Source organism: Tardiphaga sp. 709 (assembly GCF_032401055.1).
GTDB lineage: Bacteria > Pseudomonadota > Alphaproteobacteria > Rhizobiales > Xanthobacteraceae > Tardiphaga.
Genome location: NZ_CP135529.1, coordinates 3,865,559 through 3,890,633 on the forward strand (window position 1 = coordinate 3,865,559; position 25,075 = coordinate 3,890,633).

21 protein-coding genes, 1 tRNA gene and 2 pseudogenes are annotated in these 25,075 nt (G+C 61.8%); 13 read left to right on the top strand and 11 right to left on the bottom strand.

Going from position 1 to position 25,075, the window contains the following annotated elements; genetic code table 11:
• Positions 1–31 precede the first annotated feature (31 nt).
• The gene (obgE, locus tag RSO67_RS18915; protein ID WP_315840093.1) at positions 32–1,081 is read right to left on the bottom strand and encodes a GTPase ObgE; all 1,050 of its coding nucleotides are present in this window, start codon (positions 1,079–1,081) and stop codon (positions 32–34) included.
• Positions 1,082–1,243: 162 nt separating this feature from the next.
• On the opposite strand from obgE, the gene RSO67_RS18920 reads away from it, so the two are divergent.
• Positions 1,244–2,161 (top strand): DMT family transporter, encoded by a 918-nt coding sequence (locus tag RSO67_RS18920; RefSeq protein ID WP_315844302.1) that lies wholly within the window; start codon positions 1,244–1,246, stop codon positions 2,159–2,161.
• 129 nt (positions 2,162–2,290) lie between these two features.
• Here RSO67_RS18920 and RSO67_RS18925 read toward each other — a convergent pair whose 3' ends face one another.
• From RSO67_RS18925 to RSO67_RS18940, 4 genes are all read right to left on the bottom strand, one after another.
• Positions 2,291–2,881 (bottom strand): GNAT family N-acetyltransferase, encoded by a 591-nt coding sequence (locus tag RSO67_RS18925; RefSeq protein ID WP_315840094.1) that lies wholly within the window; start codon positions 2,879–2,881, stop codon positions 2,291–2,293.
• Positions 2,882–3,016: 135 nt separating this feature from the next.
• Positions 3,017–3,289 (bottom strand): 50S ribosomal protein L27, encoded by a 273-nt coding sequence (gene rpmA, locus RSO67_RS18930; RefSeq protein WP_068737821.1) that lies wholly within the window; start codon positions 3,287–3,289, stop codon positions 3,017–3,019.
• Between the two features lie 80 nt (positions 3,290–3,369).
• On the bottom strand, positions 3,370–3,864 hold the full coding sequence (rplU, locus tag RSO67_RS18935; RefSeq protein ID WP_089266555.1) for a 50S ribosomal protein L21: 495 nt from the start codon (positions 3,862–3,864) through the stop codon (positions 3,370–3,372).
• A 449-nt stretch (positions 3,865–4,313) separates the two neighbouring features.
• A complete protein-coding gene (locus tag RSO67_RS18940; RefSeq protein ID WP_315840095.1) occupies positions 4,314–5,477 on the bottom strand; it encodes a mandelate racemase/muconate lactonizing enzyme family protein in 1,164 nt (387 codons plus the stop codon).
• A gap of 155 nt (positions 5,478–5,632) precedes the next feature.
• Between RSO67_RS18940 and RSO67_RS18945 the strand changes: the two genes are divergently transcribed.
• Positions 5,633–6,526 carry a LysR family transcriptional regulator gene (locus RSO67_RS18945; protein WP_315840096.1) on the top strand — a complete coding sequence of 298 codons (894 nt, stop codon included), beginning with the start codon at positions 5,633–5,635 and terminating at the stop codon, positions 6,524–6,526.
• 94 nt (positions 6,527–6,620) lie between these two features.
• Here RSO67_RS18945 and RSO67_RS18950 read toward each other — a convergent pair whose 3' ends face one another.
• Entirely contained in the window at positions 6,621–7,961 is a 1,341-nt protein-coding gene (locus tag RSO67_RS18950; protein ID WP_315840097.1) for a TadE/TadG family type IV pilus assembly protein, read from the bottom strand.
• A 248-nt stretch (positions 7,962–8,209) separates the two neighbouring features.
• On the opposite strand from RSO67_RS18950, the gene RSO67_RS18955 reads away from it, so the two are divergent.
• Positions 8,210–9,313 carry an ROK family protein gene (locus RSO67_RS18955; RefSeq protein WP_315840098.1) on the top strand — a complete coding sequence of 368 codons (1,104 nt, stop codon included), beginning with the start codon at positions 8,210–8,212 and terminating at the stop codon, positions 9,311–9,313.
• A gap of 163 nt (positions 9,314–9,476) precedes the next feature.
• Here RSO67_RS18955 and RSO67_RS18960 read toward each other — a convergent pair whose 3' ends face one another.
• Both RSO67_RS18960 and RSO67_RS18965 read right to left on the bottom strand, forming a co-directional pair.
• On the bottom strand, positions 9,477–10,490 hold the full coding sequence (locus RSO67_RS18960; RefSeq protein ID WP_315840099.1) for a PstS family phosphate ABC transporter substrate-binding protein: 1,014 nt from the start codon (positions 10,488–10,490) through the stop codon (positions 9,477–9,479).
• Positions 10,487–11,530 carry a PstS family phosphate ABC transporter substrate-binding protein gene (locus RSO67_RS18965; protein WP_315840100.1) on the bottom strand — a complete coding sequence of 348 codons (1,044 nt, stop codon included), beginning with the start codon at positions 11,528–11,530 and terminating at the stop codon, positions 10,487–10,489. The genes RSO67_RS18960 and RSO67_RS18965 overlap by 4 nt, the downstream gene beginning before the upstream one ends.
• A 352-nt stretch (positions 11,531–11,882) precedes the next feature.
• Between RSO67_RS18965 and RSO67_RS18970 the strand changes: the two genes are divergently transcribed.
• A tRNA-Ser gene (locus RSO67_RS18970) sits at positions 11,883–11,971 on the top strand.
• 62 nt (positions 11,972–12,033) lie between these two features.
• Here RSO67_RS18970 and RSO67_RS18975 read toward each other — a convergent pair.
• The 3 genes from RSO67_RS18975 to RSO67_RS18985 all read right to left on the bottom strand — a co-directional run bounded on the left by RSO67_RS18975 (position 12,034) and on the right by RSO67_RS18985 (position 14,369).
• A complete protein-coding gene (locus RSO67_RS18975) occupies positions 12,034–12,525 on the bottom strand; it encodes a GNAT family N-acetyltransferase (RefSeq protein WP_315844303.1) in 492 nt (163 codons plus the stop codon).
• Positions 12,526–12,558: 33 nt separating this feature from the next.
• Complete coding sequence (locus tag RSO67_RS18980; protein WP_315840101.1) at positions 12,559–13,662, bottom strand: GlxA family transcriptional regulator; 1,104 nt, start codon at positions 13,660–13,662, stop codon at positions 12,559–12,561.
• 191 nt (positions 13,663–13,853) lie between these two features.
• Positions 13,854–14,369: a prolyl-tRNA synthetase associated domain-containing protein gene (locus tag RSO67_RS18985; RefSeq protein WP_315840102.1), complete on the bottom strand. Its 516-nt coding sequence runs from the start codon at positions 14,367–14,369 to the stop codon at positions 13,854–13,856.
• A 276-nt stretch (positions 14,370–14,645) separates the two neighbouring features.
• Here RSO67_RS18985 and RSO67_RS18990 point away from each other — a divergent pair, with 276 nt between their 5' ends.
• From RSO67_RS18990 to RSO67_RS19030, 9 genes and pseudogenes are all read left to right on the top strand, one after another.
• Positions 14,646–15,899, top strand: coding sequence for a sarcosine oxidase subunit beta family protein (locus tag RSO67_RS18990; RefSeq protein ID WP_231078505.1), 1,254 nt, complete (start codon positions 14,646–14,648; stop codon positions 15,897–15,899).
• A 16-nt stretch (positions 15,900–15,915) separates the two neighbouring features.
• Positions 15,916–16,209: a sarcosine oxidase subunit delta gene (locus RSO67_RS18995; RefSeq protein ID WP_068737808.1), complete on the top strand. Its 294-nt coding sequence runs from the start codon at positions 15,916–15,918 to the stop codon at positions 16,207–16,209.
• Positions 16,206–19,195: pseudogene (locus RSO67_RS19000) on the top strand (sarcosine oxidase subunit alpha). The gene RSO67_RS18995 and the pseudogene RSO67_RS19000 overlap by 4 nt, the downstream one beginning before the upstream one ends.
• On the top strand, positions 19,188–19,757 hold the full coding sequence (locus RSO67_RS19005) for a sarcosine oxidase subunit gamma (protein WP_315840103.1): 570 nt from the start codon (positions 19,188–19,190) through the stop codon (positions 19,755–19,757). The pseudogene RSO67_RS19000 and the gene RSO67_RS19005 overlap by 8 nt, the downstream one beginning before the upstream one ends.
• 29 nt (positions 19,758–19,786) lie before the next feature.
• Entirely contained in the window at positions 19,787–21,160 is a 1,374-nt protein-coding gene (locus RSO67_RS19010; protein ID WP_315840104.1) for an L-serine ammonia-lyase, read from the top strand.
• Between the two features lie 9 nt (positions 21,161–21,169).
• Positions 21,170–22,459: a serine hydroxymethyltransferase gene (glyA, locus tag RSO67_RS19015; protein WP_315840105.1), complete on the top strand. Its 1,290-nt coding sequence runs from the start codon at positions 21,170–21,172 to the stop codon at positions 22,457–22,459.
• Positions 22,460–22,526: 67 nt separating this feature from the next.
• A pseudogene (locus RSO67_RS30525) lies at positions 22,527–22,652 on the top strand (dihydroneopterin aldolase); the annotation flags it as partial.
• A 100-nt stretch (positions 22,653–22,752) separates the two neighbouring features.
• Positions 22,753–23,604: a formyltetrahydrofolate deformylase gene (purU, locus tag RSO67_RS19025; protein ID WP_315840106.1), complete on the top strand. Its 852-nt coding sequence runs from the start codon at positions 22,753–22,755 to the stop codon at positions 23,602–23,604.
• A gap of 267 nt (positions 23,605–23,871) precedes the next feature.
• Positions 23,872–25,056, top strand: coding sequence for a branched-chain amino acid ABC transporter substrate-binding protein (locus RSO67_RS19030; protein WP_315840107.1), 1,185 nt, complete (start codon positions 23,872–23,874; stop codon positions 25,054–25,056).
• Positions 25,057–25,075: the final 19 nt, after the last annotated feature.

Consider the following 25,075-nt stretch of genomic DNA (forward strand, 5'->3'; position numbering starts at 1 on the left):
GTGTGATGCTTGGACGGACGTCAGAGGCAGATCAGCTCGTCGCCGGTGCCCATGGGGCAGACTGTGCCGCGCTCTTGGCCTTGTCCGACACCGGCGCCTCGCCGATCACTGCAACGAGCGCACGCAATGCCTCCGGCACGCCTTCGCCTGTTGCGCCCGAGATCAGCAGCGGCGTCTGCTTCGCAGCGCGCTTCAGTCGGTCTTTCTGCTTCTTCAACTCGTCCGGCTCGACCGCATCGATCTTGTTAAGCGCGACGATCTCGACCTTGTTGGCAAGGTCGCCCTCATAGGCATCGAGTTCGGCGCGGACAGTCTTGTAGGCCTTGCCCGCATGTTCGCAGGTCGCATCGATCAGATGCAGCAGCACGCGGCAACGCTCGACATGGCCGAGGAAGCGATCGCCGAGGCCGGCGCCTTCATGCGCGCCCTCGATGAGACCGGGAATGTCGGCCAGCACGAATTCGCGCGCGTCGACATCGACGACCCCGAGCTGCGGATGCAGTGTGGTGAACGGATAGTCGGCGATCTTCGGTCGCGCAGCGCTGACCTTGGAGAGGAATGTGGACTTGCCGGCATTGGGTAGGCCGACGAGGCCCGCATCTGCAATCAGTTTCAGCCGCAGCCAGATCCAGCGCTCTTCGCCGGGCTGGCCGGGATTGGCATTGCGCGGTGCGCGATTGGTCGATGACTTGAAATGCGCGTTGCCGAAGCCGCCATTGCCGCCTTCGGCCAGCACATAGGTCTCGCCGAGCTTGGTGAAGTCGTGGATCAGCGTTTCGCGATCTTCGTCGATGATTTGCGTACCGACCGGAACCTTCAGCGTGATCGGCTTGCCATTGGCGCCATGGCGATCCTTGCCCATGCCGTTGACACCGCGCGGCGCCTTGAAGTGCTGCTGGTAGCGATAGTCGATCAGCGTGTTGAGGCCGTCGACCACTTCGATGATGACATCGCCGCCGCGGCCGCCATTGCCACCGGACGGGCCGCCGAATTCGATATACTTCTCGCGGCGGAAGGCCACGCAGCCGTTTCCGCCGTCGCCGGAGCGAATGTAAACCTTGGCTTCATCGAGGAATTTCATAGCGTATCCGTATCGCAGGGGGGTGGTCGCGGCAACCACTTCATCGTCGGCGCATCGTGAAAAGCCCTTATTTTCGGGCCTTGCTGCGCATCCGGTGGCGTCCTAAACGACAACATCGCGCCGTTAACCAAGCCGCACCCAGAAGCTTACCTAAAGGCTCATATAGGCATGTTTGCGACCATTTCGACCGCAGCCGACAATCGCGCCGCCCGGCTGGCCGGTATCGGCCTGATGCTCCTGGGCATCAGCATGTTCTCCTGCGGCGATGCGATCGGCAAATTCCTGGTCGGCACCTATTCGGTCGGGCAATTGATGCTCCTGCGCGCCTGCGCAGCGCTGGCGCTGCTGGCGCCGTCGATCTGGCGGCATCGTGCGGACTTCCTGCAACTCGACCGACCAGGTCTGCAGCTCATTCGCGTGGTGCTGTCGACGCTGGAAGTCGCGGCGTTCTTCTGGGCGGCGGCCTATCTGCCGCTGGCGGATGTCATCACCTACTATCTCGCCTGTCCGATCTTCGTCACCGCGGGTTCCGCGATCTTTCTTCGCGAATCCGTCGGCTGGCGACGCTGGACTGCGATCTTCGTCGGCTTCTGCGGCGTGCTGATCGCACTGCAGCCCTCGGCGCAGACGGTGACATGGCCGGCACTGATCGCGCTCGGCGGTAGCTTGTCCTTCGCCGCGCTGATGCTGATCACCCGCTCGCTGCGTTCCGCGCCGGACGTCGTGCTGGCGACGACGCAGTTTATCGGCACGTTTACTTTCGGCGCGGTCTTCACGACATTCGGATGGGTGACGCCCAATCTGCGCGATCTCGGTCTGTTTTTTCTGGCGGGCGTTGTCTCGGTCTGCGCGCTGCTCTGTGTCAATCGTTCGCTGAAGCTGGCGCCAGCCAGCACGGTGGTGCCGTATCAGTATTCGATGATCATCTGGGCGGTGATCTTCGGCTATCTCGTGTTCGGCGAATTGCCGTCATGGGCCACGCTGATCGGCGCGGCAGTCATCATCGCGGCAGGGCTCTACATCTTCCTGCGCGAGCAGCAGCTAGGAAAGATCGCGGATGAGGTGCCGCCGGCGGTGTAGTCGCGTTCAACGCGGCTCTCCCCACGTCATGCCCGGGCTTGACCCGGGCATCCATCTTTGCCGCTGAAGGTGGATGGCCGGGTCAGGCCCGGCCATGACGGAGTTTGGTTCAAGCGATGTGCAAAGCACTCACCGCCGCGTCGACGTTCCCCAGTTCTTCAGCGAACTCCACACGCCCCTTGTCAGCTTGAAGCAATCCACCGGCGTCGATGAGCCGATGGCTTCGAAGCGGTGGAGCTGAACGCCGCTCCACTGGAAGCCGCACTTCTCCAGGATGTTGCGCGACGACGGATTGGCGACGCGCGCACCCGAGATCAGGTGATCGATGTCGAACTCGTCAAAGGCGTAATCGATCGCAGCACGCGCGGCCTCGGTCGCAAAACCCTGACCCCAGTGATCGACGCCGAGCCAGTAGCCGAGCTCCGGTGATTCGACCTCACGCCAGTCGATCCCGACCATGCCGATGGGGCGACGATCGAGTTCGATCAGGAACACGCTGTCGCTAGCGGTCTCGCTCAGCGAATTGACGAAATCGACCGCGTGATCGTGCTGATAGGGAAACGGCAGACGACGTGTCATCTCGGCGATGCGGCGATCATTGGCGAGATGCGCGATGGCTTTTACGTCCGCGAGTGTCGGCTTGCGCAAGGCCAGCCGTTCGGTCTCGAGGACGCAGCCTCTGGTTTCTCTCAACGTAGGGGTCGGAATATCCTGCAGCATCTCGGGCTCCTGTGTGCGCCCCGAAGCGACGCACCAAACGAAAAGGGGAGGCCGGTTTCCCGCCTCCCCTCTGGAGCCCAATTCTGGCGCTCCGCCGGTTCAACAGGACCCGGCGGACTCCAATGTGTCCACCGTTTATTCGGCCGCGGCTTCAGTAATCGGGAGTACCGATACGAAGGTGCGGCCGTTCGATTTGGCGCGAAACTCCACGTGGCCTTCGACCTTGGCGAACAGGGTATGGTCCGTGCCCATGCCGACATTAAGGCCGGGGTGCCAGGTGGTGCCGCGCTGACGCGCAATGATGTTACCGGGAATCACGCGTTCGCCGCCGAACGCCTTTACGCCGAGGCGCTTGCCAGCTGAATCGCGACCGTTGCGCGATGAACCGCCTGCTTTTTTATGAGCCATAGCCCGTCTCCAATCTCGATAAGTTCTAGATCAATTCCTTGAAGGAATTGTCTCACAGATTCTCAACTTTTCGCAGCGGCTTATTCCGCGGCGGGCTTTTTCTTCGCAGCCGGCTTCTTGGCTGCAGCAGGCTTGGCGGCGGCTGCCTTCGGAGCAGCGGCCTTCTTCGCCGGCGCCTTCTTGGCAGGAGCTTCGTCGCCATCAACCGGAGCGGTCACGACCGGCTTCTCACGCTTCGGGCGAGGTCCGATCGTCGGCGCCTTGCCGTCGGCCAGGATCTCGGTGATGCGGATCATCGTGAGCTCGTCACGGTAGCCACGCTTGCGCTTCGAATTCTTGCGGCGGCGCTTCTTGAAAGAGATGACCTTGGGGCCGCGCTTGTGGTCGAGCACTTCGGCCGCAACCGACGCGCCAGCCACGAGGGGCAGGCCGAGCACAGGCGTATCACCGCCCAGCACGAGTACTTCACCAAGCTGCACGATCGTTCCGACATCGCCGGCGATCTTGCCAATCTCGAGCACATCATCCGGAACGACGCGGTACTGCCGGCCGCCGGTTTTGATGACTGCGAACATCGTTATATTCCTTCGTGTTCGATCCCATCCTCGGATCAGATCCGGGACGGCTTCTTGTTCAGTCGATAAGGGTTCACCGCGACTTCTAGGAAGTCGCGAATTCCTGCGTTTTCTGGTCGACGTTGCGACCCCACGCAAAAACAATCGGCGCCAAGCAAAGCTTGCGCCGAAGCGTGCTTTATAGAGGGTGAAGGCGGAGAGTCAAGGAAAGACGGGCGAAAAGCGAGCCAAAAACAGAGTCTTGGCGGCGCGGTCGACGCCTGTTCTGGCATACCTTTTAGTTTGGTATCGCCTTTGGGCCGGGTGCTCCGTCCCCTCGGTCGTCATGCCCGGGCCTGACCCGGGCCTCCACCTTTCTGAAGTCGGGCTATCTGAAGTTGGATGGCCGGGTCAAGCCCGGCCATGACAGCGTTTTATGTTTTCCGCCAGTGCGTTAGCGGTAGGCTGCCTTATGACGCCAGGCTGCGCATTTCCTTGATCAGGTCGGACTTGCCCTCGAAGCCGATGCCCGGGAGTTCCGGCATGGTGATGTGACCATCGACGACCTTCACGCCGTCCGGGAACCCGCCATAGGGCTGGAACAGGTCCGGGTAGGACTCGTTGCCGCCGAGGCCGAGGCCGGCCGCGATGTTGAGCGACATCTGGTGGCCGCCATGCGGGATGCAGCGGCGCCACGACCAGCCGTAGCTCTTCAGCATCTCCAGCGTGCGTAGATATTCGACGAGGCCGTAGCTGAGCGCGCAGTCGAACTGCAGCCAGTCACGGTCCGAGCGCATGCCGCCGTAACGGATCAGGTTGCGCGCGTCCTGCATCGAGAACAGGTTCTCGCCGGTCGCCATCGGGCCCGGATAATGCTCGGCGAGCTTTGCCTGCAGCTCGTAATCGAGCGGATCACCAGCTTCCTCGTACCAGAAGAGATCGTATTCACGCAGCGCCTTGGCATAGGCGACGGCCGTCTCCAGATCGAAGCGACCATTGGCGTCGACAGCGAGTTTAGCGCCTGCTGGAAGCAGTTTCAGCACATGTTCAATGCGCTTGCAGTCGTCGGCCAGCGGCGCGCCGCCGATCTTCATCTTCACGACATTGTAGCCCCGATCGAGATAGCCCTTCATCTCCGACGCTAGGCCTTCGAGGCCCTTGCCCGGATAGTAGTAGCCGCCGGCGGCATAGACGAAGACCTTTGGGTCGGCCGTGGTTTCGTAACGCTCCGCGAGCAGACGAAACAGCGGCTTGCCGGCGATCTTGGCGACCGCATCCCACACCGCCATGTCGATGGTGCCGATAGCGACCGAACGCTCGCCATGGCCCCCCGGCTTCTCATTGGTGAACATGGTGGCCCACACCTGGTGCGGGTCGATATTGTCGCCGGAGGCGTCGATCAGGCTGTCGGGCTTGGCTTCCAGAATGCGCGGTGCAAAGCGCTCGCGGATCAGGCCGCCCTGGCCGTAACGGCCGTTGGAATTGAAGCCGTAGCCGATCACGGGTTTGCCGTCGCGGATCACGTCGGTGACCACAGCGACCAGACTCAATGTCATTTTGCTGAAGTCGATGAAGGCGTTAGCAATGGGGGAGGCGATCGGAGCGGTGCGCTCCCGGATGTCGACGATACGCATGGATCCTGTGACTTTCCTGAGGCAGGCTTGAGATGCTTGAGGCCGACTTCCGGCCAGTTTGAGATGACATACGCCTTCCCCAGCCATCTCTGAAATGGTCATTTTTCATCAGAGAAGTTCCGAGATAAGATGGCTAGTGCCATCTCGGACGTTCCATGCAAAGCTTCGATCCAATTTCGCTCCGCCTGTTCATCGCCGTCTGCGAGGAGCGCAATATCGCCAATGCCGCCAAGCGCGAGGCCATCGTGCCCTCCGCGGTGAGCAAGCGCATCAGCCAGATGGAGCAGGAAGCCGGCGTGCAGTTACTCGAACGCGGTCGCCGCGGCGTCACGGTGACGGCGGCCGGTGAAGCGCTGTGTCGCTATGCACGGGAGTCGTTGCAATTGCTCGACCGGATGCAGGCCGAACTCGGCGCGTTCGCCGATGGCGTGCAGGGCCATGTGCGGGTGTTCGCCTCGAAGTCGGCGGTGGCGCAGGTGCTGCCGGAAGACATCAGTCTGTTCGCCAAGCGCTATCGCGATGTGCGCGTCAGTCTGGAAGAGCGCGAGATCTGGGAGGTCGTCCGCGGCGTCGAGGAAGGGCGCGCCGATATCGGCGTGTGCTGGGATGCCGTCGACCTGCGCGGCCTTAGGACGTTTCCCTATCACCGCGATCATCTCGCCGTGGTCGTCCATCCCGATCATCCGCTGGGCAAGCACACGTCAGTGTCGTTCGAGGACACGATCGACTTCGAGCATGTCGACATCGTCACGCGCAGCATCATGCAGACGATGCAACGGAGCGTGGCGGCTGCGGCCGGCAAGCAGATGCGCTACCGCATTCAGGTCTCCACGGTGGACGCCGCCTATCGCATCGTCGCCGCGCAACTGGCTGTCGCGATCATCCCGCAGGAAGAAGCTTCCACCATCCAGCAGACTCTGCGGCTGAAAGTCATTCCGCTCAGTAATGATTGGGCGAAACGGCAATTCGTCGTCGCCGTACGCGACAAGGGCCTCAGTCGGCCGGCGCAATTGCTGCTGGAAAGCCTGAAGGAGAGCGCGAGCAAATGAGGATTCGCCACGCTGCAGTGTCCTGCATGATCTTGAAGATGGATAGCGCAATCGATATCGCGGCGCTGGCCGACTTGCCCGCGCGTTGCGCCGGTTAGCGGCTCACGCGCGCATCGGCGACGGCACGCTGAAACAGCGCAGTCATCGCTTCCGAGATGCCCTGGGTAGGGCTGACCTCAAAATAGAAGCCCGGCGAAGCACAGCTCTGCATATTGCTGGCGATCTGGCTGTTGGGCGAGGGTCCGTAAGGCCCAGCGTTGAATGGCGCGATCCAGCTATTGTACCAAGCGTTGGTCGGGAGTGCGAGGTAGGTCGTATAGAGCACGGCAATCTTGATGCCGCGATTCTTCAACGTGGTGCAAAGCGCCGGATTGATCGGCGACTGGCATCGTCCACCAGTGGTCGGCTTCAGGCAGTTGCTTGGATTGTATTCGTCGGCCACGCCGTCGGATACGAAGAAGAGATATTTGAGCGGTGCATTGGCTGTACCGGCTCCCGGGGCACTGATGGCGGTGTTGATCGCCGGGAATATGGCGCTGTAGCCGGTGTCCTGATCGTTGTTGTCGTTCTGGCCGTTCACCGTCATCAAGTCGATGTTTCCGGCCGCTGTCTTTGCATTCGAGAGGCTGGACGACAATGCGAACAGGGCTCTCAAACCGGACGTCGAGGCGGCAGCGCCGAAGTCGTAGATCGCCATGCGGAACTGGTTGGAATAGGTCTGTGTGCTGGCCGCGGTATCCATCAACTTCTGGGTGGCCGTCCGCAGCACGTCGATGCGCGTGGTCACACCAAGTGTCTTGGCGAGTTTGTAGTAGTTGTTGGTATTGTTGAGGTCGTGGCAGGCGAAGGCGCAGCTGTCCGACGTGTTCTTGACCATCATGGCCACGTCGGCCGGTGTTGCGCCGACGCCCATGGATGGCGAATTGTCGAGCAGCAGGTAGAAATCGATATAATTCGGCATCGTCGCCGTCGCGACAGAACTGCCGGTGACGGTCATCTTGGAAAAGCCCATGACGGATGTGAGACTGGTCGGCACATCCGCCGAGAATTGCATAGTGGCCGTCACGACGCCGTTGGCGCGATTGACGGTCGCTGTCGTGCTGGTCAGCGTGAAGCCGGTCCTGCCTGATGTGTTGCCCTTGAAAATATTGATTGCGTCGACGTCGCCCCCGGGGACGGGGCCATCCGCCGCCATCGAACCTGCGGTAATGAATGCAGCAGACTTCTGCACGATGGAGCCGACGCTGGCAGTATCAAGGGCGGCTTGCAGTTGAGATCTGATCTGTAGTGCGCGCGTATAGTCGACCGCGGCGCCAACCATGGAAATAAGGGGGATGCATGTGATCGCGAATATGATCGCGACATTGCCGCGCCGGTCGCCGCAAAAACGATTAGTTAGCTTGAGGAACGATAGCCCGAGGAATGACTTCAGCATGAATACGCACCCGAATGAATGCGGAGATAATTACCTGAGCTGATAAATTTACTGTTAGGTCGATCGCAGAAAGGTAGTGGCTTGGGTTGCTGCCCTGTTGGTTAGTTAAGGATGTTCTACCGGCCATCGGTCGAAAACCGGCTCGCAGGACCGACGCAACAGGTGAGCGGTACGATCGTCCTGCGGGGGCCATGAAACAAACCGGCTCCCTGCGCATTGTCGTGCGGTTCTAGTCTGGTAGGGGCAATATGGCTGAAGACACAATGACGACCGTCGGCATCGGCAATCACGGTGCCAAGCGGCTGCCATCCGTTGACGTGGACACGTTCAACATCGAGCTGAAGGACGACAACGGCTTTCTCGGTGACCGCGCCAGCAAGGGCGCGTTTCAGCGCATACTGGATGATCTCAGAAAGCCATTGAAGAAAAACGGCGACGATCCGCTCGGCAAAAAGGCTGCCAACGAGATCAGTAAATCCAGCCTTGACGAAATCCTGCTTGGCGACGATGTGGCCGCGGCTGCACTCGTTCATGGTGCGATCGAAGAATTCGCGCGGGAGCTGGCTTATGTCACGCAGCGCTTCTTCAAGACGAAGGCCTGGGCAGATACGGAATGCATCGTGGTCGGCGGCGGTTTCCGCCAGAGCCGTGTCGGGGAACTTGTTATTGCGCGCACGGACATTATTCTCAAGGCCGAGGATCTCAAGGTTGCGTTGGTGCCTATCCGTTTTCATCCAGATGAAGCCGGCCTGATCGGTTGCCTGCATCTGGCGCCGTCGTGGATTTTCGAAGGTTACGACAGCATTCTTGCGGTCGACATCGGCGGCTCCAACATCCGTTGCGGTGTGGTCGAAACCGCATGGAAGAAATCGAAGGATCTGTCCAAGGCCTCGGTGTGGAAATCTGATCTCTGGAGACATGCCGATGACGAGCCGACGCGTGAAGGCGCCATCAAACGGCTGGTGAAGATGCTGAAGGATCTGATCTCCGCCGCCGACAAGGAAGGCCTCAAGCTGGCGCCGTTCATCGGCATCTCGTGCCCGGGGGTGATCAACGAAGACGGCACCATCGCGAAGGGAGCGCAGAATCTTCCGGGTAATTGGGAAAGCAGCAAGTTCAACCTGCCGGCCTTGCTCGCCGAAGGCATTCCCACAATCGGGGATCACGATACTGCGGTGCTCATGCACAATGACGGCGTTGTCCAAGGCCTCAGTGAAGTCCCTTTCATGCAGGACTTCGAACGATGGGGCGTGCTGACGATCGGAACGGGGCTGGGCAATGCCCGCTTCACCAACCGCAAGAAAGAAACGAAGAAAGACAAGGCCAAGGACGATAAGAAAGAAAAGGATTGAGCTACGCTCATCATTCCGGGGCGCGTAGCGTGCAAGCGATACGCGAACCCGGAATCTCGATATGGCTGAGCCGGTCCGGATTCCCAGTCACTCCAATTGGAGTGGCTGAGGTTCTCGTGCGCTTGGATGCGCTCGCGCCCGGAACGATAGTTTAGTTGCCCTATTAATCCTTCAGCTTCTCGCGTTCGACGAGCAGATCGTCCTGCGACAGCGGCAGAAATCCCGTCTCGCTGTCAACGAAGCGCGCGATGATCGCCTGGCCTTCGTCCGACAGCGCCATCGTCAGATAGTCCTTGATGAAGGACTCGATCGGCCCTTTCGGCGGATGGGCGATGTAAAGCGTGATCGCGGGCGTCAGTGGATAGGCGCCGTTTGCGACGCCGGCCTTGTCCGGTGCCACGAACGGTTTGCCGGTCTCCGCGGCCAGCGGAACGATGCGGACAGCGTTCGACGATTGCTTCAGCTCAAGCCAGTCGACGATGGCGATGCCGTAGGGATCCTGCGCCACCGCCAGCAGCACGGCGGCATCGTCCGCGAGCGGCTCGTAATGTCCCGCAAACGGCATGCCCCCGAGACGCGCTAGCCGCAGGCTGGTCGAGAAGTCGCCGTCATCGCGCTGGCCGTAGAGATGGATGCGCCGGGTGGCCCAGGCGCCGGTCACGCCGAGCTGGCTCCAGGTATTGATATCGCCGCCGGGCGAGCCCGAGGTGAACAGGCCAGCGAGCTGCGCCATCGTCAGGCCCTGCAGCGGATTGGCGCTGTTCACATAGACCGCAGGCGGCGCCTTGCCGCCGGCGCGTGGGCCATGGCCGGCATAGCCGATCCTGATGCTGAGCGGATCGTGCTTGTTGATGGCCTTGAACGCGCGCACATCGGGACGCGTCGCTTCGCCGACGACGAAACCGATTGCCGTCGCACCGGCCGCCAGTGCGGGCAGCGCCGTCGCGGAGCCCTTCAGTGCGGGCGCGAACTTGAGGCCGGGATGGCTCTCCGCGAATTTCGCGTTCAGCGCGTCGATCACCGGCGCCAGCGCATCATCGCCATGCAGCGCGATGCGGCCGTCTGGCAACAGATAGCTGGCATCCTTGGGAGCGGTGGCCGGCTGTGGTTTGATGTTCTGCGCATGAGCGTCTGAGAGGCCGATCAGCAGGGCCAGGAGCGAGAGCGTGTTTTTCATTGGTCGAGCTTTGCGCGTTCGATGGCCGCGTCGGCGGCATTGAGCGGGATATAGCCGTTGGCCTGTGCGGCGAAAATGTCCTGCCCCTCCTTCGAGAGCAGCAGTTTCAGATAGTCGGCAGCGACCGGGTCGATCTTGCCGTCCGCTTCGCGGCGCGCGTAGAAATACAGGTAGCGGCTATAGGGATACTTATTGACCTGGATCTCTGTCGGCGTGCCCTTAATGAAAGGACCTCCCGGCGTCTCGGCGACTGCGACCTGCTTGATCCTGTCGGTCTCGCGCCCAATCGCGGCGACGGTGATGCCACCGGGCTCGCTCTCCAGCCGCTTCAGCAATTCGTCGGTCGAGGAATATTCCTCATAGCGGGTGCTGTAGGGCTTGCCATCGAGCCGGTTGGCCAGCATCCACGTGCCGAAGCCACTATATTGCGGCGTGCCGAGCGGATGGATCAGGCGCTTGGTCCAGTCGCCCTTGAGGCCGAGCTGGCCCCAACGCGAGAAGTCGCCGCCGTCATTGCCGATGGTGAGGATCTGCGCGACCTGCTTCGTGGTCAGCTGCGTGATCGGATTGTCGCGATGGACATAAACCGCCAGCGAGGTGGCAAGATGCTGCGAGGTATCGTTGGCGGCATGCGCGACCCTGATCTCGATCGGTTCCGCGCCGAATGCGCTCTTGAAGCCGGCGGCTTCCAGCAGCTTGATCGGACGCCCCATCGATCCGACCAGGATGCGATTATAGGTCAGGTTGGGAATCGCGGTTTCCGCGCCGGCGGAGACGTCGACCAGCTTGGCGGCGGGATGGGTTTGCGCATACAGCGCGTTGGCGCGTTCTACGACGAATTTGGCGTGCACGGCACCGCCGATCCGGATCGCCCCGTCTGATGTCAGATAGGCTGCGCCGGCCACAGGCTTGGCGTTGTCCGGGGCATAAGAGGGAATTGCGGGATCTACCGCGAAAGATTCGGCTGCGGCCGGTGCGGCAACAGCAAGCGGCGCCAGCAGGGCCAGTGACACCGCGCAGGCGCGGGCAGTGAGAAGCATGGTTGTGACCTCGCTCGAGGGGGAAGCCATCGTGCCCTATGGCGATCACGGCTTGGGCGCAACGAACGAGGAGGCGCAGGAGTAGGCCGAAGCTGCTTGCGCAGGCTGATAGCCTCGCTGAAACCGTAATAAAATCGGTGACTTATGTGCGACGCCGGCAAACAGCGCGTCTGGCGAAGGGCACTTTACTATCGCTCTAGTTACCCGGATCGCGCGAAGTCTCTGCCATTGGTGACTTCACCGGGCATCTGCAAAGATCGCGGAAATTCCCGTTTGGGCGACTTGTCTGCCGAGTCATCCTCGCCTAGAACACCGCCAACCACCTGCGGGCGACCGTGGGTCTTGGCGCCTTGGAGAGGTGGCAGAGTGGTTGATTGTACCGCACTCGAAATGCGGCATGGGTGCAAGCCCATCGGGGGTTCGAATCCCCCCTCTCCGCCAGCCATATGAAAATCGCAGTGAAATCAATGGGTCGTTGGAAGCAATAGGCTTTTCCCGCGCCGTCATCGAGTGTCAAGCTTGCGAAACATCACGAGCGCATCAACATATTCGCCAGTCGGAAGCCGAAAAGCCTCAGGCAACCGTCCGACGATCGCGAAGCCGAGCGTGGTCCAGAGTTTCACCGCGCGCGTGTTGTTGCTCACGACACAGTTGAATTGCATCGCGCGAAATCCGGAACTTCTGGCATAGTCGAGCGAGTGTAGGCACATCTTGCGCGCCACACCGCCGCCTTGCGCGCTCGCCAGCGTCATGTAGCCGCAATTGGCCACGTGGCTGCCACCACCGTCCTGGTTGGCACGGAGATAATAGGATCCCACGATCTGGCCTTGGCGCACGGCAACGAAGGTTCGTTTATCTGGACCGTGCCAGTAGGACAAAGCATCGTCCTTCGTCATCAGGGGGTCCAGGGCGTAGGTCGTGCCTGCACGGATGGTCGGCTCGATGACCGACCAGATATCTGTCCGGTCTGCCGGCTCAGCCGGGCGAATGATCAGGTCGTCGGAGTGCATGACCATAACAAGTGCCGCCTAAGCCAGACTGAATATACGCCGACCTTCGCCGGCATCTTGCCCGTGCGATTGACCGATTATTCTGCGGCGTTCCTCGGACGGGTTGGTATTGAAGGCCGCCTTGAACGCCTTGCTGAGATGCGAACCGTCGACGAAGCCGGTTTCGGCGGCGATCGCGGCCAGCGATAGATCGGTCTTCAGCATCCACCGTGCATGTTTCAGGCGTAGCCGAAGATATGTCGCCTGCGGCGACTGTCCGGTTTCCTCTTTGAAAAGGCGCTCCAGTTGACGCGTGCTCAGACTGACCTTGCCGGCCAATCGCGCGACAGACAGCGGCGCTGATAGGTTCTGCTCCATCATTAACAGTGCGCGCGAGATCCGTCCGTCGGTCTCGGCAAATTCGGTCGGCGGCGCCGATTGAGCCGACGACCCGGGTTTCATGCGATCGATCAGCATGATGTGGAGCGCTTTCTGCGCGCTCGACAGGCCCATGCGTTGTTCCACGATATGGGCGGCGAGGTAGGCAACGCCCATGCCGCCCGAACAGGTGATGCGGTTGCCGTCGATGACGAAGAGCTGGTCGGCCACCGGGAGTGTCTCGCCGAATTCCTCTAGGAAATCGCGATAGTGGTACCAGCTGATGCAGCACTTTTTCTGGTTGAGAAGGCCGAGACGCCACAGCACAAAACTGCCGGTGCAGACGCCGATCAGATCGACCTTGGTGTTCGCAGCCTCCAGCAGATAGCGCTTGATCTTGTCATCGATCTGCGGGCCCTGATGCAGCAGGCCACCCACGACGACGACATAGTCGAGCTCGCGCGGATCGAGGAACCGGGAATTCGGATACATCAGCAGACCGCAACTCGAACGGATCGGCTCGTCGGTGTCGGCCATGATGTGCCACTGGCAGCGGATCGGCCGACTGTTGTCGCCCTCGTCGGCGGCGAGACGCAGCACGTCCACGAAGCTGGCCAACGCAGTCAGCGTGAAATTCTTGGTCAGAATGAAGCCAACGCGCAGCGGACGGACCTTTGGTTGCATCACCCCTGCCTTCGCATTCACCGTACGGTCGAATGGCAATCCGGGTGATCGCCGCGAGACGATGCTCCAAAACGGACCCATGTCGCATCATTACATACCTCCAGCGCGCTGGGGCAGGCATTTACAACGGGCTGATCCTAAAAATACATTGCCGCGCGCGCAAGAGCGGCGAAGCGTCTCGCTTGGCGCGCGACGTTCGGGGCGTCTCCTGGGAACCCGGAAGCCCTTGGTTGTTGCGGCCAGATCAGGTCGGCCGGTGCGGCGCAGGAGGGTTAGCCGGCGGATGGCGGCTCTTCTGGCGTTGCGAACTGCGCTTCGCGGCCGATCGCGGCAAGAAATGCGTCGAGTGCGCTGACCGACAGCGATGTCGTGCGGCTGTTGATGATGGGGTGGCAATTGATGCGCTCCGCCGACCGCAAGCGCGCATCGATGACGGGCGTGACCGCCTGATTGGCATCGTTGTAGAGCGCCAGAATCGAGACCGATCCCGGTTCGATGCCAAGCAATTCCTTCAGGGCTTCCGCGCTTCCAAATGACAGTCCGCCCTTGGCGCCGATCGTCTTTGCCAGCGACTTCAGGTGTACGGTCGCGGCTTCGTCGGTGACGAACAGGAAGAACCGCTTCTTGCCGTCGCGGAGGAACAAGTTCTTGGTGTGAATGCCGGGAATGTCGCCGCGCAGCGCACGCGACTCTTCCACCGTATGCACGGGCGGGTGTTCGAACGTCTCCACCACGATCGACTTGTCTTTGAGATACTGAAGAATCTCGTCGCTGCGCTCTATGCTCATCCTGCGTGTCCTTGATCGTCGAGGGCGGGACTGCGTGCGCCCGGGGCATGCCGTCCTGTCTACATGGCAGCGATCCGTGTCGCATGGATACGTCGCGAATTCGAGACCCTGGCGAGCGAAGCCGGGCGGCTTGTCGCAAATCTACGTGTTTCGTGTCGGGGCTTTGCAAACCCGCGGCGTTCCGATGTCGCTCTGATCCAACATGATTGGCGGGCTGATGCTGGCCGCGAAGCGGCAGCGAGTTGTAGGCTCCGTCCAATCACAACGTGGACAGCAATGCAGAAATTTTCAGCGCTTTCATTACTACGGGCAGGGCTGACCGGTCATGCCGGCTGGCAGCGACAGTGGCGTTCGCCTGAACCGAAGCCGGGCTATGACGTCATCATCGTCGGTGGTGGTGGCCACGGGCTTGCAACGGCTTACTACCTGGCTAGCCGCTACGGCGTCAAAAACGTTGCCGTTCTCGAAAAGGGCTGGATCGGCGGTGGCAATACTGGCCGGAACACCACGATCATTCGTTCGAACTATCTGTTCGACGAAAGCGCCGGGATCTACGAGCACGCCCTCAAACTGTGGGAAGGGCTGTCGCAGGAACTGAATTACAATGTCATGTATTCACCACGCGGCGTCTTGATGCTAGCGCACAACATTCACGACGTGCAGAGCTTCAAGCGACACGTTCATGCCAACCGTCTCAACGGCATAGACAATGAATGGCTGTCGCCGGAGGAATGCAAAGAATTCTGTCCGCCGCTGAATGTCGGCGGGTCCATGCGCTATCCGATCCTTGGCGGCGCATTGCAGCGCCGCGGCGGCACGGCGCGCCACGACGCTGTGGCTTGGGGCTATGCCCGCGCTGCTGACGCGCTCGGCGTGGATATTATCGAGAATTGCGAAGTCACCGGCATCCGCCGCGCGCCGACCGGCGAGGTGGTCGGCGTCGATACGACGCGCGGCAGCATCAATGCGAAGCGCATCGGCGTCGTCGCGGCCGGCAATACCAGCACGGTGATGAATATGGCCGGCGTGCGCCTGCCGCTGGAAAGCTTCCCGCTGCAGGCGCTGGTCAGCGAGCCGGTCAAGCCGATCTTCCCCTGTGTGGTGATGTCGAACACGATCCACGCCTATATCTCGCAGTCGGACAAAGGCGAGATGGTGATCGGCGCGGGAACGGACGTCTACACGTCCTATACGCAGCGCGGTGGCCTGCACATCGTCAATCATACGCTGGATGCGATCTGCGAACTGGTGCCGGCGTTCCGGCGCCTGCGCATGCTGCGCAACTGGGGCGGCATCGTCGATGTCACGCCGGATCGCTCGCCGATCGTGGCGAAGACGCCGGTATCCGGGCTGTACGTCAATTGCGGCTGGGGCACCGGCGGCTTCAAGGCGACGCCGGGATCGGGGGAGGTGTTCGCCAGCACGATCGCCAAGGATGAGCCGAACAAGATCAATGCGCCGTTCACCATCGAGCGATTCCGCGATGGCGCCGTGATCGACGAAGCGGCTGCGGCCGCCGTGGCGCATTGATAGCGGGGAAAACGAGATGCTCTTGATCAATTGCCCCTATTGCGGGCCGCGCCCGGAGGCCGAATTCGCCAATGGCGGGCAGGCGCATATCGCCCGCCCGGCCGACCCGATGAGCCTCACTGACGACGAGTGGGCCGCCTATCTCTATATGCGCGACAACACCAAGGGGCTGCATCACGAGCGTTGGCGGCACGCCAATGGCTGCGGCCGTTTCTTCAATGCCAGCCGCGACACGACCACGGACGTCATCAAGCGCACCTATCGCATGGGCGAGCGCCCCGAAGCCGAACATCAGGGGGCCAAGCCATGACGGATACGTATCGCGTGCGGCGCGGCGACGGCGCTGAAAGACGCAACGCAGTTCATTTCACGTTCGACGGAAAGTCGTATCAGGGCCTGGCCGGCGACACGCTGGCCTCTGCGTTGATCGCCAATGGCGTGCATCTGGTCGGCCGTTCGTTCAAGTATCACCGGCCGCGCGGCTTCGTCTCCGCCGGCTCGGAAGAGCCGAATGCGCTGGTCGGTGTGGGTGCGACCCAGTCGCGCTATACGCCGAACCTGCTCGCGACCCAGGTCGAGATCTATGACGGGCTGGTGGCCGAAAGCCAGAATCGCTGGCCGTCGCTTGAGACCGATGCCGGTTTCCTCAACGAATATTTCTCGGCTTTCCTGCCTGCGGGTTTCTACTACAAGACCTTCATGTGGCCGCGCGCGGCCTGGAAGAAGCTCTATGAGCCGGTGATCCGGCGGATGGCGGGTCTCGGCAAGGCGCCAGCCGAGCCGGATGCCGATCGCTATACGCAGGTATTTGCGCATTGTGACGTGCTGATCGTCGGCGCCGGACCTGCAGGACTTGCCGCGGCCATCGAAGCCAGCAACAGCGATGCCACCGTGATCCTGTGCGACGAGCAGGCGGAGATGGGCGGCTCGCTGCTGTCCGATCGTTCGGCATCGATCGACGGCATGCAGGCCGCCGAATGGGCGCGCGCGGCGCTCGATGAATTGCGCAAGTGCTCCAATGTGAAGCTGATGTCGCGCACGACGGCGTTCGGCTGGTATCCGCACAATTTTGTCGGTCTCAACGAGCGCGTCACCGATCATCTCAGCAATCCCGCGGCGAACCAGCCGCGTGAGCGGCTCTGGCAGGTCAGGGCCAAGGAAGTCGTGCTGGCCGCCGGCGCGATCGAGCGGCCGCTCGTCTTCACCGACAATGACCGGCCGGGCACTATGCTGGCCGATGCTGCCCGGACCTATGTGAATCGGTACGGCGTGGTGCCGGGCAAGCAGGTGGTCGTGTTCACCGCCTGCGACAGCGCCTATCGCGCGGCGCTGGACCTCAAGGCAGCCGGAGCCAAGATCCAGGTGATCGTGGATCTGCGCAAGAGCGTGTCGGGCCATTGGGTCGACAAGGCGCGCGCCGAAGGCATCAAGGTCCGCTCCGACAGCATCGTTCGCGGCACGTCGGGCTGGCTGCGGGTAAAGTCGGCGCAGATCTCCAACGCGCAGGGCGGCGATGCCGAGACGGTGGCTTGCGATCTCATCCTGATGTCCGGCGGGTTCACCCCGTCGGTGCATCTGTTCTCGCAGAGCCGCGGCAAGCTCAGCTACAGCGAAGAGCTGCGGGCCTATGTGCCGGGCGAGTCGGTCGAGCGCGAGCGGTCGGTCGGGGCGTGCAAGGGACTGTTCGCGCTCGAAAGCGTCATCGAAAGCGGCGCCAAGGGGGGCGGGACGCTGCGGCCAAGGCCGGCTTCTCTCCGCGTGGCGAGCGCAGCTATACGGTCTCCGCGCAGTCGGTGGGTGCCGATGCGTTCATCGGCTCCGTGATGACCGATCATCAGGCGGAAAAGCGGGCCTGGGTCGATTTCCAGAACGACGTGACGGCCAAGGATGTCCGGCTCGCGACCCGCGAGGGGTTCCGGTCGATCGAGCACGTCAAGCGCTATACGACCACCGGCATGGCCACCGACCAGGGTAAGCTGTCCAACATGAACGCCCTCGGTGTCGTGTCGAAGCAGATCGATGTCGCAGTGCCGAAGGTCGGCCTGACCACGTTCCGGCCGCCTTACACACCGACGACCTTCGGATCCTTTGCCGGCCAATCGCGTGGCGATCTGTTCGATCCCGTGCGCAAGACCAGCATCCATCCATGGGCCGAAGCCCAGGGCGCACAGTTCGAGGATGTCGGCGTCTGGAAGCGCGCCTGGTATTTCCCGCAGGTGGGCGAGGACATGCATGCTGCCGTCGCGCGCGAATGCAAGGCGACGCGCGAGTCGGTCGGCATCTTCGATGCCTCAACGCTCGGCAAGATCGAGATCGTCGGCAAGGACGCCGCCGAATTCATGAATCGCATGTACACCAATGCCTGGACCAAGCTGGAGCCAGGCCGGCTGCGCTATGGCGTGATGCTGCGCGAAGACGGCTTCATCATGGATGACGGCGTCGTCGGCCGCATGGCAACTGATCGTTTCCACGTCACGACGACGACCGGCGGGGCGGCCCGCGTGCTGTCCATGATGGAGGACTACCTCCAGACCGAATGGCCGGACCTCGAAGTGTGGCTCACCTCGACCACCGAGCAGTGGTCCGTCATTGCCTTGCAGGGGCCGAATGCGCGCAAGGTGCTGGAGCCGCTGGTCGAGGGCATCGATCTGTCGGCCGATGCCATGCCGCATATGAGCGTCCGCGAAGGACGCGTCTGCGGCGTGCCGACGCGGCTGTTCCGGGTGTCGTTCACCGGCGAACTGGGCTTCGAGGTCAACGTTCCCGCCGGCTATGGCCGGGCGGTCTGGGAAGCGATTTTCGCGGCGGGCAAGCCCTACGGGATCACGCCCTACGGTACCGAGACTATGCACGTGCTGCGCGCGGAGAAGGGCTACATCATTGTCGGTCAGGAAACCGACGGCACGGTGACGCCCGATGACGCCGGCCTCGGCTGGGCGGTCGGCAAGGCGAAGCGGGATTTCGTCGGCAAGCGCTCGCTGTCGCGGCCGGCGCTGGTCAGGGAAGACCGCAAGCAACTGGTCGGGTTGCTGACGACGGATCCCAAGGTGGTCCTCGAAGAGGGCGCCCAAGTCGTGCTCGATCCGACCCATCCGATCCCGGTGCCGATGATCGGACATGTCACCTCCGCCTACTGGAGTGCGACGCTGAACCGCTCGATCGCGCTGGCACTCGTTCGCGGTGGTCGCTCGCGGATGGGTGAGGAGCTCTCGATCCCGATGCCGGACGGTGTGATCAAGGCGAAAGTCGTCGACTCGATATTGTTCGATCCGAAGGGGGAACGTTTGAATGCTTAGTCCCGCGGTCATGCGTTCGAACGCGTTGTCCCCGATGCAGTCGTCTGGCACGACTGCTGCGACCGCCACGACGCTCTCGATTCTTCCCGATGCGGCGAAGCTGGTGTTTCGCGGCAAGGCCGAGGCGGTCGAGGCTGCGGGGGCGCATTTTGGCGTCAAGCCGAGCCTTGAGGCCTGCCGCTTCGCGGCGGTCGGCGGCCGCTCGGTCTATTGGCTGGGGCCGGACGAATGGCTGTTCCAGGCGGTGAACGAGGATCCGATCGAGGTATTTGGCGGGATGTCGGCAGCGCTGCAGGCGGAGGCTTGCTCGCTGGTGGATGTTAGCCATCGTTCGGACGGAATCGCGGTTGCGGGGCCGACGGCGGCGCTGGTGCTGAACCATGGCTGCCCGCTGGACCTGTCCCTCAAGGAGTTCCCGGTCGGGATGTGCACACGCACGGTACTGGGCAAGGCATCACTTCTGCTGTCACGTTCTGAAGAGCACGTGTTCCATGTGGATGTATGGCGTTCGTTTGCGCCCTATGTCTGGCAGTACCTCGACGAAGCGCGAAGCCTGTCCTAGCAGCCCGGCTGCGCCCTGGAGACCGCGCGATGGTTGGAACGTTCGATCTCTTCAAGATAGGCATCGGGCCGTCGTCATCGCATACGATGGGACCGATGAGGGCTGCGGCGCTGTTTGCCAGCCAGCTTGTGGAGCGCGGTCTGTTGAAGGATGTCGCGCGCGTGAAGGTCGAGCTGTTCGGCTCGCTGGCCTGGACCGGTCGCGGTCATGGCACCGACAAGGCGATCGTTCTCGGTCTTGCTGGCAAGTTTCCCGAAACGATCGATCCGGAAGAAGCGGAGACGCTGGTCGATGGCGCCCGCGCGGCGGGCACGCTGCGGGTGGCCGAGCGGCGCAATATTCCGTTCGATTTCGCCAATGACATCGTTTTCGACGGCGTAACCGAGCCGCCAACCCATCCGAATACGCTGGCGCTTTCTGCCTTTGATGCGGCTGGTCATGTTCTTCACGGCGAGCGTTGGTGCTCCGTCGGCGGCGGTTTTGTCGTTCTGGAAGCGCAGGTCGGCGTCGTCGGCATTGTCGAGGACGTTCCCGTTCCGCATCCTTTCAGGTCGGGCAAGCAGCTGCTCGAGATCGGTGCAAAAACCGGTCTGTCGATTGCACAGATCGTCATGGCCAACGAGATGTCGTCGCTCCCGGCGGAAGAGATCGAGCAGCGGCTCGATCGCATCATCCAGGTGATGATGGACTGCATCGATCGCGGCATGACCAAAGAGGGGCAGCTGCCGGGCGGACTGAACGTCAAGCGCCGCGCGCCCTCACTGCATCGGCGCCTTCTCGCCGCTGCAAGTTCAAACAGCCGCGCCCAGCATGAGGTGATGGATTGGGTCAGTCTGTATGCGATCGCGGTCAACGAGGAGAATGCGGCCGGCAGCAAGGTGGTGACGGCACCGACCAATGGCGCGGCCGGCATCATTCCCGCCACGCTCCGCTATTTCCGCGACCATTGCCGCGAGGCGTCACCTGAAAACATGCGCGTGTTCCTGCTGACTGCGGCGGCTATCGGCGCGCTGTTCAAAATGAATGCGTCGATTTCCGGCGCGGAAGTCGGCTGCCAGGGCGAGGTTGGCTCGGCCTGTTCGATGGCGGCGGCGGGGCTCGCGGCCGTGCTCGGCGGTACCAATGAGCAGATCGAGAACGCCGCCGAGATCGGCATGGAGCATCACCTCGGCATGACCTGCGATCCGATTGGCGGGCTGGTGCAGGTGCCATGCATCGAGCGCAACGCCTTTGGGGCTGTGAAGGCGATCAATGCGGCGTCGCTCGCATTACAGGGCGACGGCACCCATGTGGTGCCGCTCGACAAGGTGATCGCGACGATGCGCGAGACCGGACGCGACATGCAATCGAAATACAAGGAGACCTCGCTGGGAGGTCTCGCTGTCAATCTGGCAGAGTGTTGAGGGAAGACCATGACCCAAGCTGAACTCGCGGCATTCTTCACGACTGATCTCGCTCAAGCGGACCCGACCATCTCGTCGTCGCTGGCTGGAGAACTCGGCAGGCAGCGTGGCGAGATCGAACTGATCGCATCCGAGAACATCGTATCGCGTGCAGTGCTGCAGGCGCAGGGCTCGGTGCTGACCAACAAATATGCCGAAGGCTACCCGGGTCGGCGCTACTATGGCGGCTGTCACTTCGCCGACGAAGTCGAGGAGGTCGCGATCGAGCGCGCCAAGACGCTGTTCGGCTGCAGCTATGCCAATGTGCAGCCGAATTCCGGGAGCCAGGCCAATCAGGCCGTCTTCATGGCGTTGATGAAACCCGGCGACACCTTCATGGGTCTCGATCTCGCCGCAGGCGGTCATCTCACCCATGGCGCCAAGCCGAACATGTCGGGCAAGTGGTTCAATGTCGTCAGCTATGGCGTTCGCCGCGACGACTGCACCATCGACATGGAGCAGCTCGAGAAGCTGGCAGTGGAGCACAAGCCGAAGGTGATCGTTGCGGGCGGTTCGGCCTATTCGCGGTTCTGGGATTTTGCTGCGTTCCGTCGCATCGCGGATGCGGTCGGAGCCTATCTGTTCGTCGATATGGCGCATTTCGCTGGTCTTGTGGCCGGCGGGGTCCATCCGTCGCCGTTCCCGCATGCGCATGTGGTGACCTCGACCACCCACAAGACGCTACGCGGACCGCGCGGCGGATTGATCCTGACCAATGACGAGGACATTGCCAAGAAAATCAATTCGGCGATTTTTCCGGGACTGCAGGGTGGGCCGTTGATGCATGTCATCGCCGCCAAGGCCGTGTCGTTCGGCGAAGCGCTGCAACCCTCGTTCCGTCAATATGCGGCCGACGTCGTCGCCAATGCGCGCGCGCTGGCGGACACGCTCTCAAAGGCCGGCTATCCGATCGTCACCGGCGGCACCGACAATCACCTGATGCTGGTTGATGTCCGGCCGAAGAACCTGAACGGCAAGCTCGCCGAGGCGGCGCTCGGGCGGGCGAACATCACCTGCAACAAGAACGGTATCCCGTTCGATCCGGAGAAGCCGACCATCACGTCGGGCATCCGGCTCGGCTCACCAGCCGCGACGTCGCGCGGCTTTGGCGTCGGTGAATTCGAAGAAGTCGGCAGGCTCATTGCCGCCGTCCTGGATGCGAATTCTGGCGCGCCAGACCAGGGAGCGTCGGAGGTCGAGGCAAAGGCACGTGGCCGCGTCGCCGAGCTGGTTGCGTCGTTTCCGATCTATCGGTCCTGATCAGGCCGCTTGATGGAGCGTTTCGGAGAGGGGCAGGCCGACGGGATATTTATCCAAGGGCCGAATGTTCACGCGCGCCAGCGCCGTGCGCGTCACCATCCACAAGCCGCAGGCGCCGATCGCGGCGATCTTCGAAGGTGTTGGCATAAGGCTGACGCGATGCCGCGGCGACAGGCATCGTCGGACCGCGTGATGCAGGCGTCCGCCGATCCCGCTGCGCGGCAGCCACACCAACATGTTTCACCCCATAGCGATCGCAGCCGCGCGATCGATCCACCACCGAGACAAGCAAGATGACGAAGAAGAACTGGATCCTGACCTTCTATTGCCAGGATCGCCCGCGCATCGTGTCGACCGTCGCGACGGCGATTTCCGATGTCGACAGCAACATCTTGGAAAGCGCGCAGTTCTGGGACCGGACGACCAACCGCCTGTTTATGCGCATTGCTTTCGAGACGCCGGATGCGGTCAGTCGAAAGATACTGGAATCGGTGCTCAATCCGGTGTTGTCTCGATTCGAGATGAACGCCGTTCTGGTCGATGCAGCGTCGCGTCCCCGGGTGATCATCATGGTCTCCAAGTCGGACCATTGTCTCGAGCAGCTGCTGTATCAGGTCAAAGTCGACTGGCTGAAAGCCGAGGTCGTTGCGATCGTGTCAAACCACCGCGACTGCGAAGCGATCGCCGAGAAGGCGGGGATCCCGTACTATCACTGGCCCGTCGGCAACGAGACCAAGGCAGAGCAAGAGCGGCAACTCTACGAGCTGTATCTGAAGGAAGGCGCTGATTTGGTCATCCTTGCGCGCTACATGCAGATCCTGTCGGACGACCTGTCGAGCAAGCTCTATGGTCATGTCATCAACATCCACCACTCCTTCCTGCCGAGCTTCAAGGGCGCGCGGCCCTATCACCAGGCCCACGACAGGGGCGTCAAGATCATCGGCGCTACCGCGCATTACGCGACGCCGGATCTCGATGAGGGCCCGATCATCGAACAGGAGACCGAACGGGTGACGCACGCGTCGTCCTCGGACGATCTTGTCGCCGTTGGGCGCGACATCGAGTCGCGAGTTCTGGCGCGCGCCGTGCGGCTTCATCTCGAGCGTCGTGTCCTTTTGAATGGACGCAGGACGGTGGTGTTCTAGCGCCCGCAATGCGACGACGAATGCTCGTTTGAAAAGCATCGACAGGCCAAGATTTAATCTTCGCGATGAATTTTGCAGCGCAGCGGAAATCATTGTGTTTGCTACGCAAAATAGTCTCGACGAGCAGCGCGGCGCGCCAACCAAGAACAGGCAGTCGATATTCGGTAGTTATGACGCAATTCTACAAGCAACAGCGCGCGTGCATCCTATCTGCCGTATTCGCGGACCACTAGCGTTGCAGGCTGGATCAACCTGGAAGGATCAGCGATGGGGACGATTAGCAAGCGTGGTTTGGCCGCATTGGCCGTTGCGAGCGTGTTGCCACTGGCCTTTGGCAGCTTCAGCGCGGCCTTCGCCAAGGACAAGGTGAAGATCGCTTTCGTGGGTCCGCTGACCGGCGCTATTTCGCCTCACGGTATTGGCGGACGCAACTCGGCCGAACTGGCAGTGAAGCTGATGAATGCCGAGCCCAACGCCAAATATGAGTACGAGCTCGTCGTGCTTGACGACGAGTGCAAGCCCAACGTGGGCGTGCAGGTCGTCACCAAGATCGCGTCCGATCGTTCGATCATTGCCGCCATCCCGCATTACTGTTCCGCGACCGCGATTGCTACCGTTGATATCTTCAATCGCTTCAAGATGCCGATGGTCGTGTGGGCCGCAGTGCTGCCCGAAATTACCTATGCCAAGAAATATCCGGAAGTGCACCGCGTCAGCGGCATCCTGATCGGGCAGAACCGCATCGGCGCGCAGTTCATGAAGGCACGCGGTTACAAGAAGTTCGTGTCCTTCGCCGACTCCACGGACTACGGCAAGTCGATGAACAAGTACTTCACCCAGTTTACGCTCGAGAACGGTAATGAAATCCTGGGCAGCTTCTCGGTCCCGCCGGATCAGCAGGATCTGTCGGCCGAGCTGACCAAGATCAAGGAGCTCAATCCGGAGGTCATCTATTTTGGTGGCCTGACGCCGCTCGGCGCGCGCCTCCGCACGCAGATGGCCAAGTTCGGCATCAACGCGCAGTTAGAGGGCAATTCCGGCATCATGGGCGACGCCTTCGTCAACGCCGCTGGTCCGGAGCTCGCCGAAGGCACGCTGACCTTCTTCGACAGCCCGCCGATGTCCAAGATGCCGGGCGGCAAGATGTTCTCGGATGCCTACAAGGCTGCCGGCTATTCCGAACCGCCGGAAGCTTACGGACCGTTCGCCTATGTCGCCACCCGTCTGGTCATGGAAACCATCGAGAAGGTCGGGCCGGATCGCGCCAAGGTCACCGCCGACCTTGGCGATGTGAAGGACCGTCCGTCCATCGTCGGTCCGGTCACCTTCGACGACCATGGCCAGAACATCACGCCGCTGACCACGAGTTATGTCGTCCAGGACGGCAAGTGGGTGGTCTGGGAAGAAAGCGAATACGTGTCCGGCAAGCGCAAGCTCAAGAACCTGCCGTAAGCGCGGATCGTCGGGGCAT

Bases quoted from the DNA above. Each gene is read 5' to 3' on its own strand.
- RSO67_RS18995 (WP_068737808.1), top strand. From the start codon at position 15,916: ATGCTCTTGATCAATTGCCCCTATTGCGGGCCGCGCCCGGAGGCCGAA.
- rplU (WP_089266555.1), bottom strand. From the start codon at position 3,864: ATGTTCGCAGTCATCAAAACCGGCGGCCGGCAGTACCGCGTCGTTCCG.
- purU (WP_315840106.1), top strand. From the start codon at position 22,753: ATGACGAAGAAGAACTGGATCCTGACCTTCTATTGCCAGGATCGCCCG.
- RSO67_RS18945 (WP_315840096.1), top strand. From the start codon at position 5,633: ATGCAAAGCTTCGATCCAATTTCGCTCCGCCTGTTCATCGCCGTCTGC.
- rpmA (WP_068737821.1), bottom strand. From the start codon at position 3,289: ATGGCTCATAAAAAAGCAGGCGGTTCATCGCGCAACGGTCGCGATTCA.
- RSO67_RS18955 (WP_315840098.1), top strand. From the start codon at position 8,210: ATGGCTGAAGACACAATGACGACCGTCGGCATCGGCAATCACGGTGCC.
- RSO67_RS18985 (WP_315840102.1), bottom strand. From the start codon at position 14,369: ATGAGCATAGAGCGCAGCGACGAGATTCTTCAGTATCTCAAAGACAAG.
- RSO67_RS18965 (WP_315840100.1), bottom strand. From the start codon at position 11,530: ATGCTTCTCACTGCCCGCGCCTGCGCGGTGTCACTGGCCCTGCTGGCG.
- RSO67_RS18950 (WP_315840097.1), bottom strand. From the start codon at position 7,961: ATGCTGAAGTCATTCCTCGGGCTATCGTTCCTCAAGCTAACTAATCGT.
- RSO67_RS19005 (WP_315840103.1), top strand. From the start codon at position 19,188: ATGCTTAGTCCCGCGGTCATGCGTTCGAACGCGTTGTCCCCGATGCAG.
- RSO67_RS18960 (WP_315840099.1), bottom strand. From the start codon at position 10,490: ATGAAAAACACGCTCTCGCTCCTGGCCCTGCTGATCGGCCTCTCAGAC.
- obgE (WP_315840093.1), bottom strand. From the start codon at position 1,081: ATGAAATTCCTCGATGAAGCCAAGGTTTACATTCGCTCCGGCGACGGC.
- RSO67_RS19030 (WP_315840107.1), top strand. From the start codon at position 23,872: ATGGGGACGATTAGCAAGCGTGGTTTGGCCGCATTGGCCGTTGCGAGC.
- RSO67_RS18980 (WP_315840101.1), bottom strand. From the start codon at position 13,662: ATGGGTCCGTTTTGGAGCATCGTCTCGCGGCGATCACCCGGATTGCCA.
- RSO67_RS19010 (WP_315840104.1), top strand. From the start codon at position 19,787: ATGGTTGGAACGTTCGATCTCTTCAAGATAGGCATCGGGCCGTCGTCA.
- RSO67_RS18940 (WP_315840095.1), bottom strand. From the start codon at position 5,477: ATGCGTATCGTCGACATCCGGGAGCGCACCGCTCCGATCGCCTCCCCC.
- glyA (WP_315840105.1), top strand. From the start codon at position 21,170: ATGACCCAAGCTGAACTCGCGGCATTCTTCACGACTGATCTCGCTCAA.
- RSO67_RS18925 (WP_315840094.1), bottom strand. From the start codon at position 2,881: ATGCTGCAGGATATTCCGACCCCTACGTTGAGAGAAACCAGAGGCTGC.
- RSO67_RS18990 (WP_231078505.1), top strand. From the start codon at position 14,646: ATGCAGAAATTTTCAGCGCTTTCATTACTACGGGCAGGGCTGACCGGT.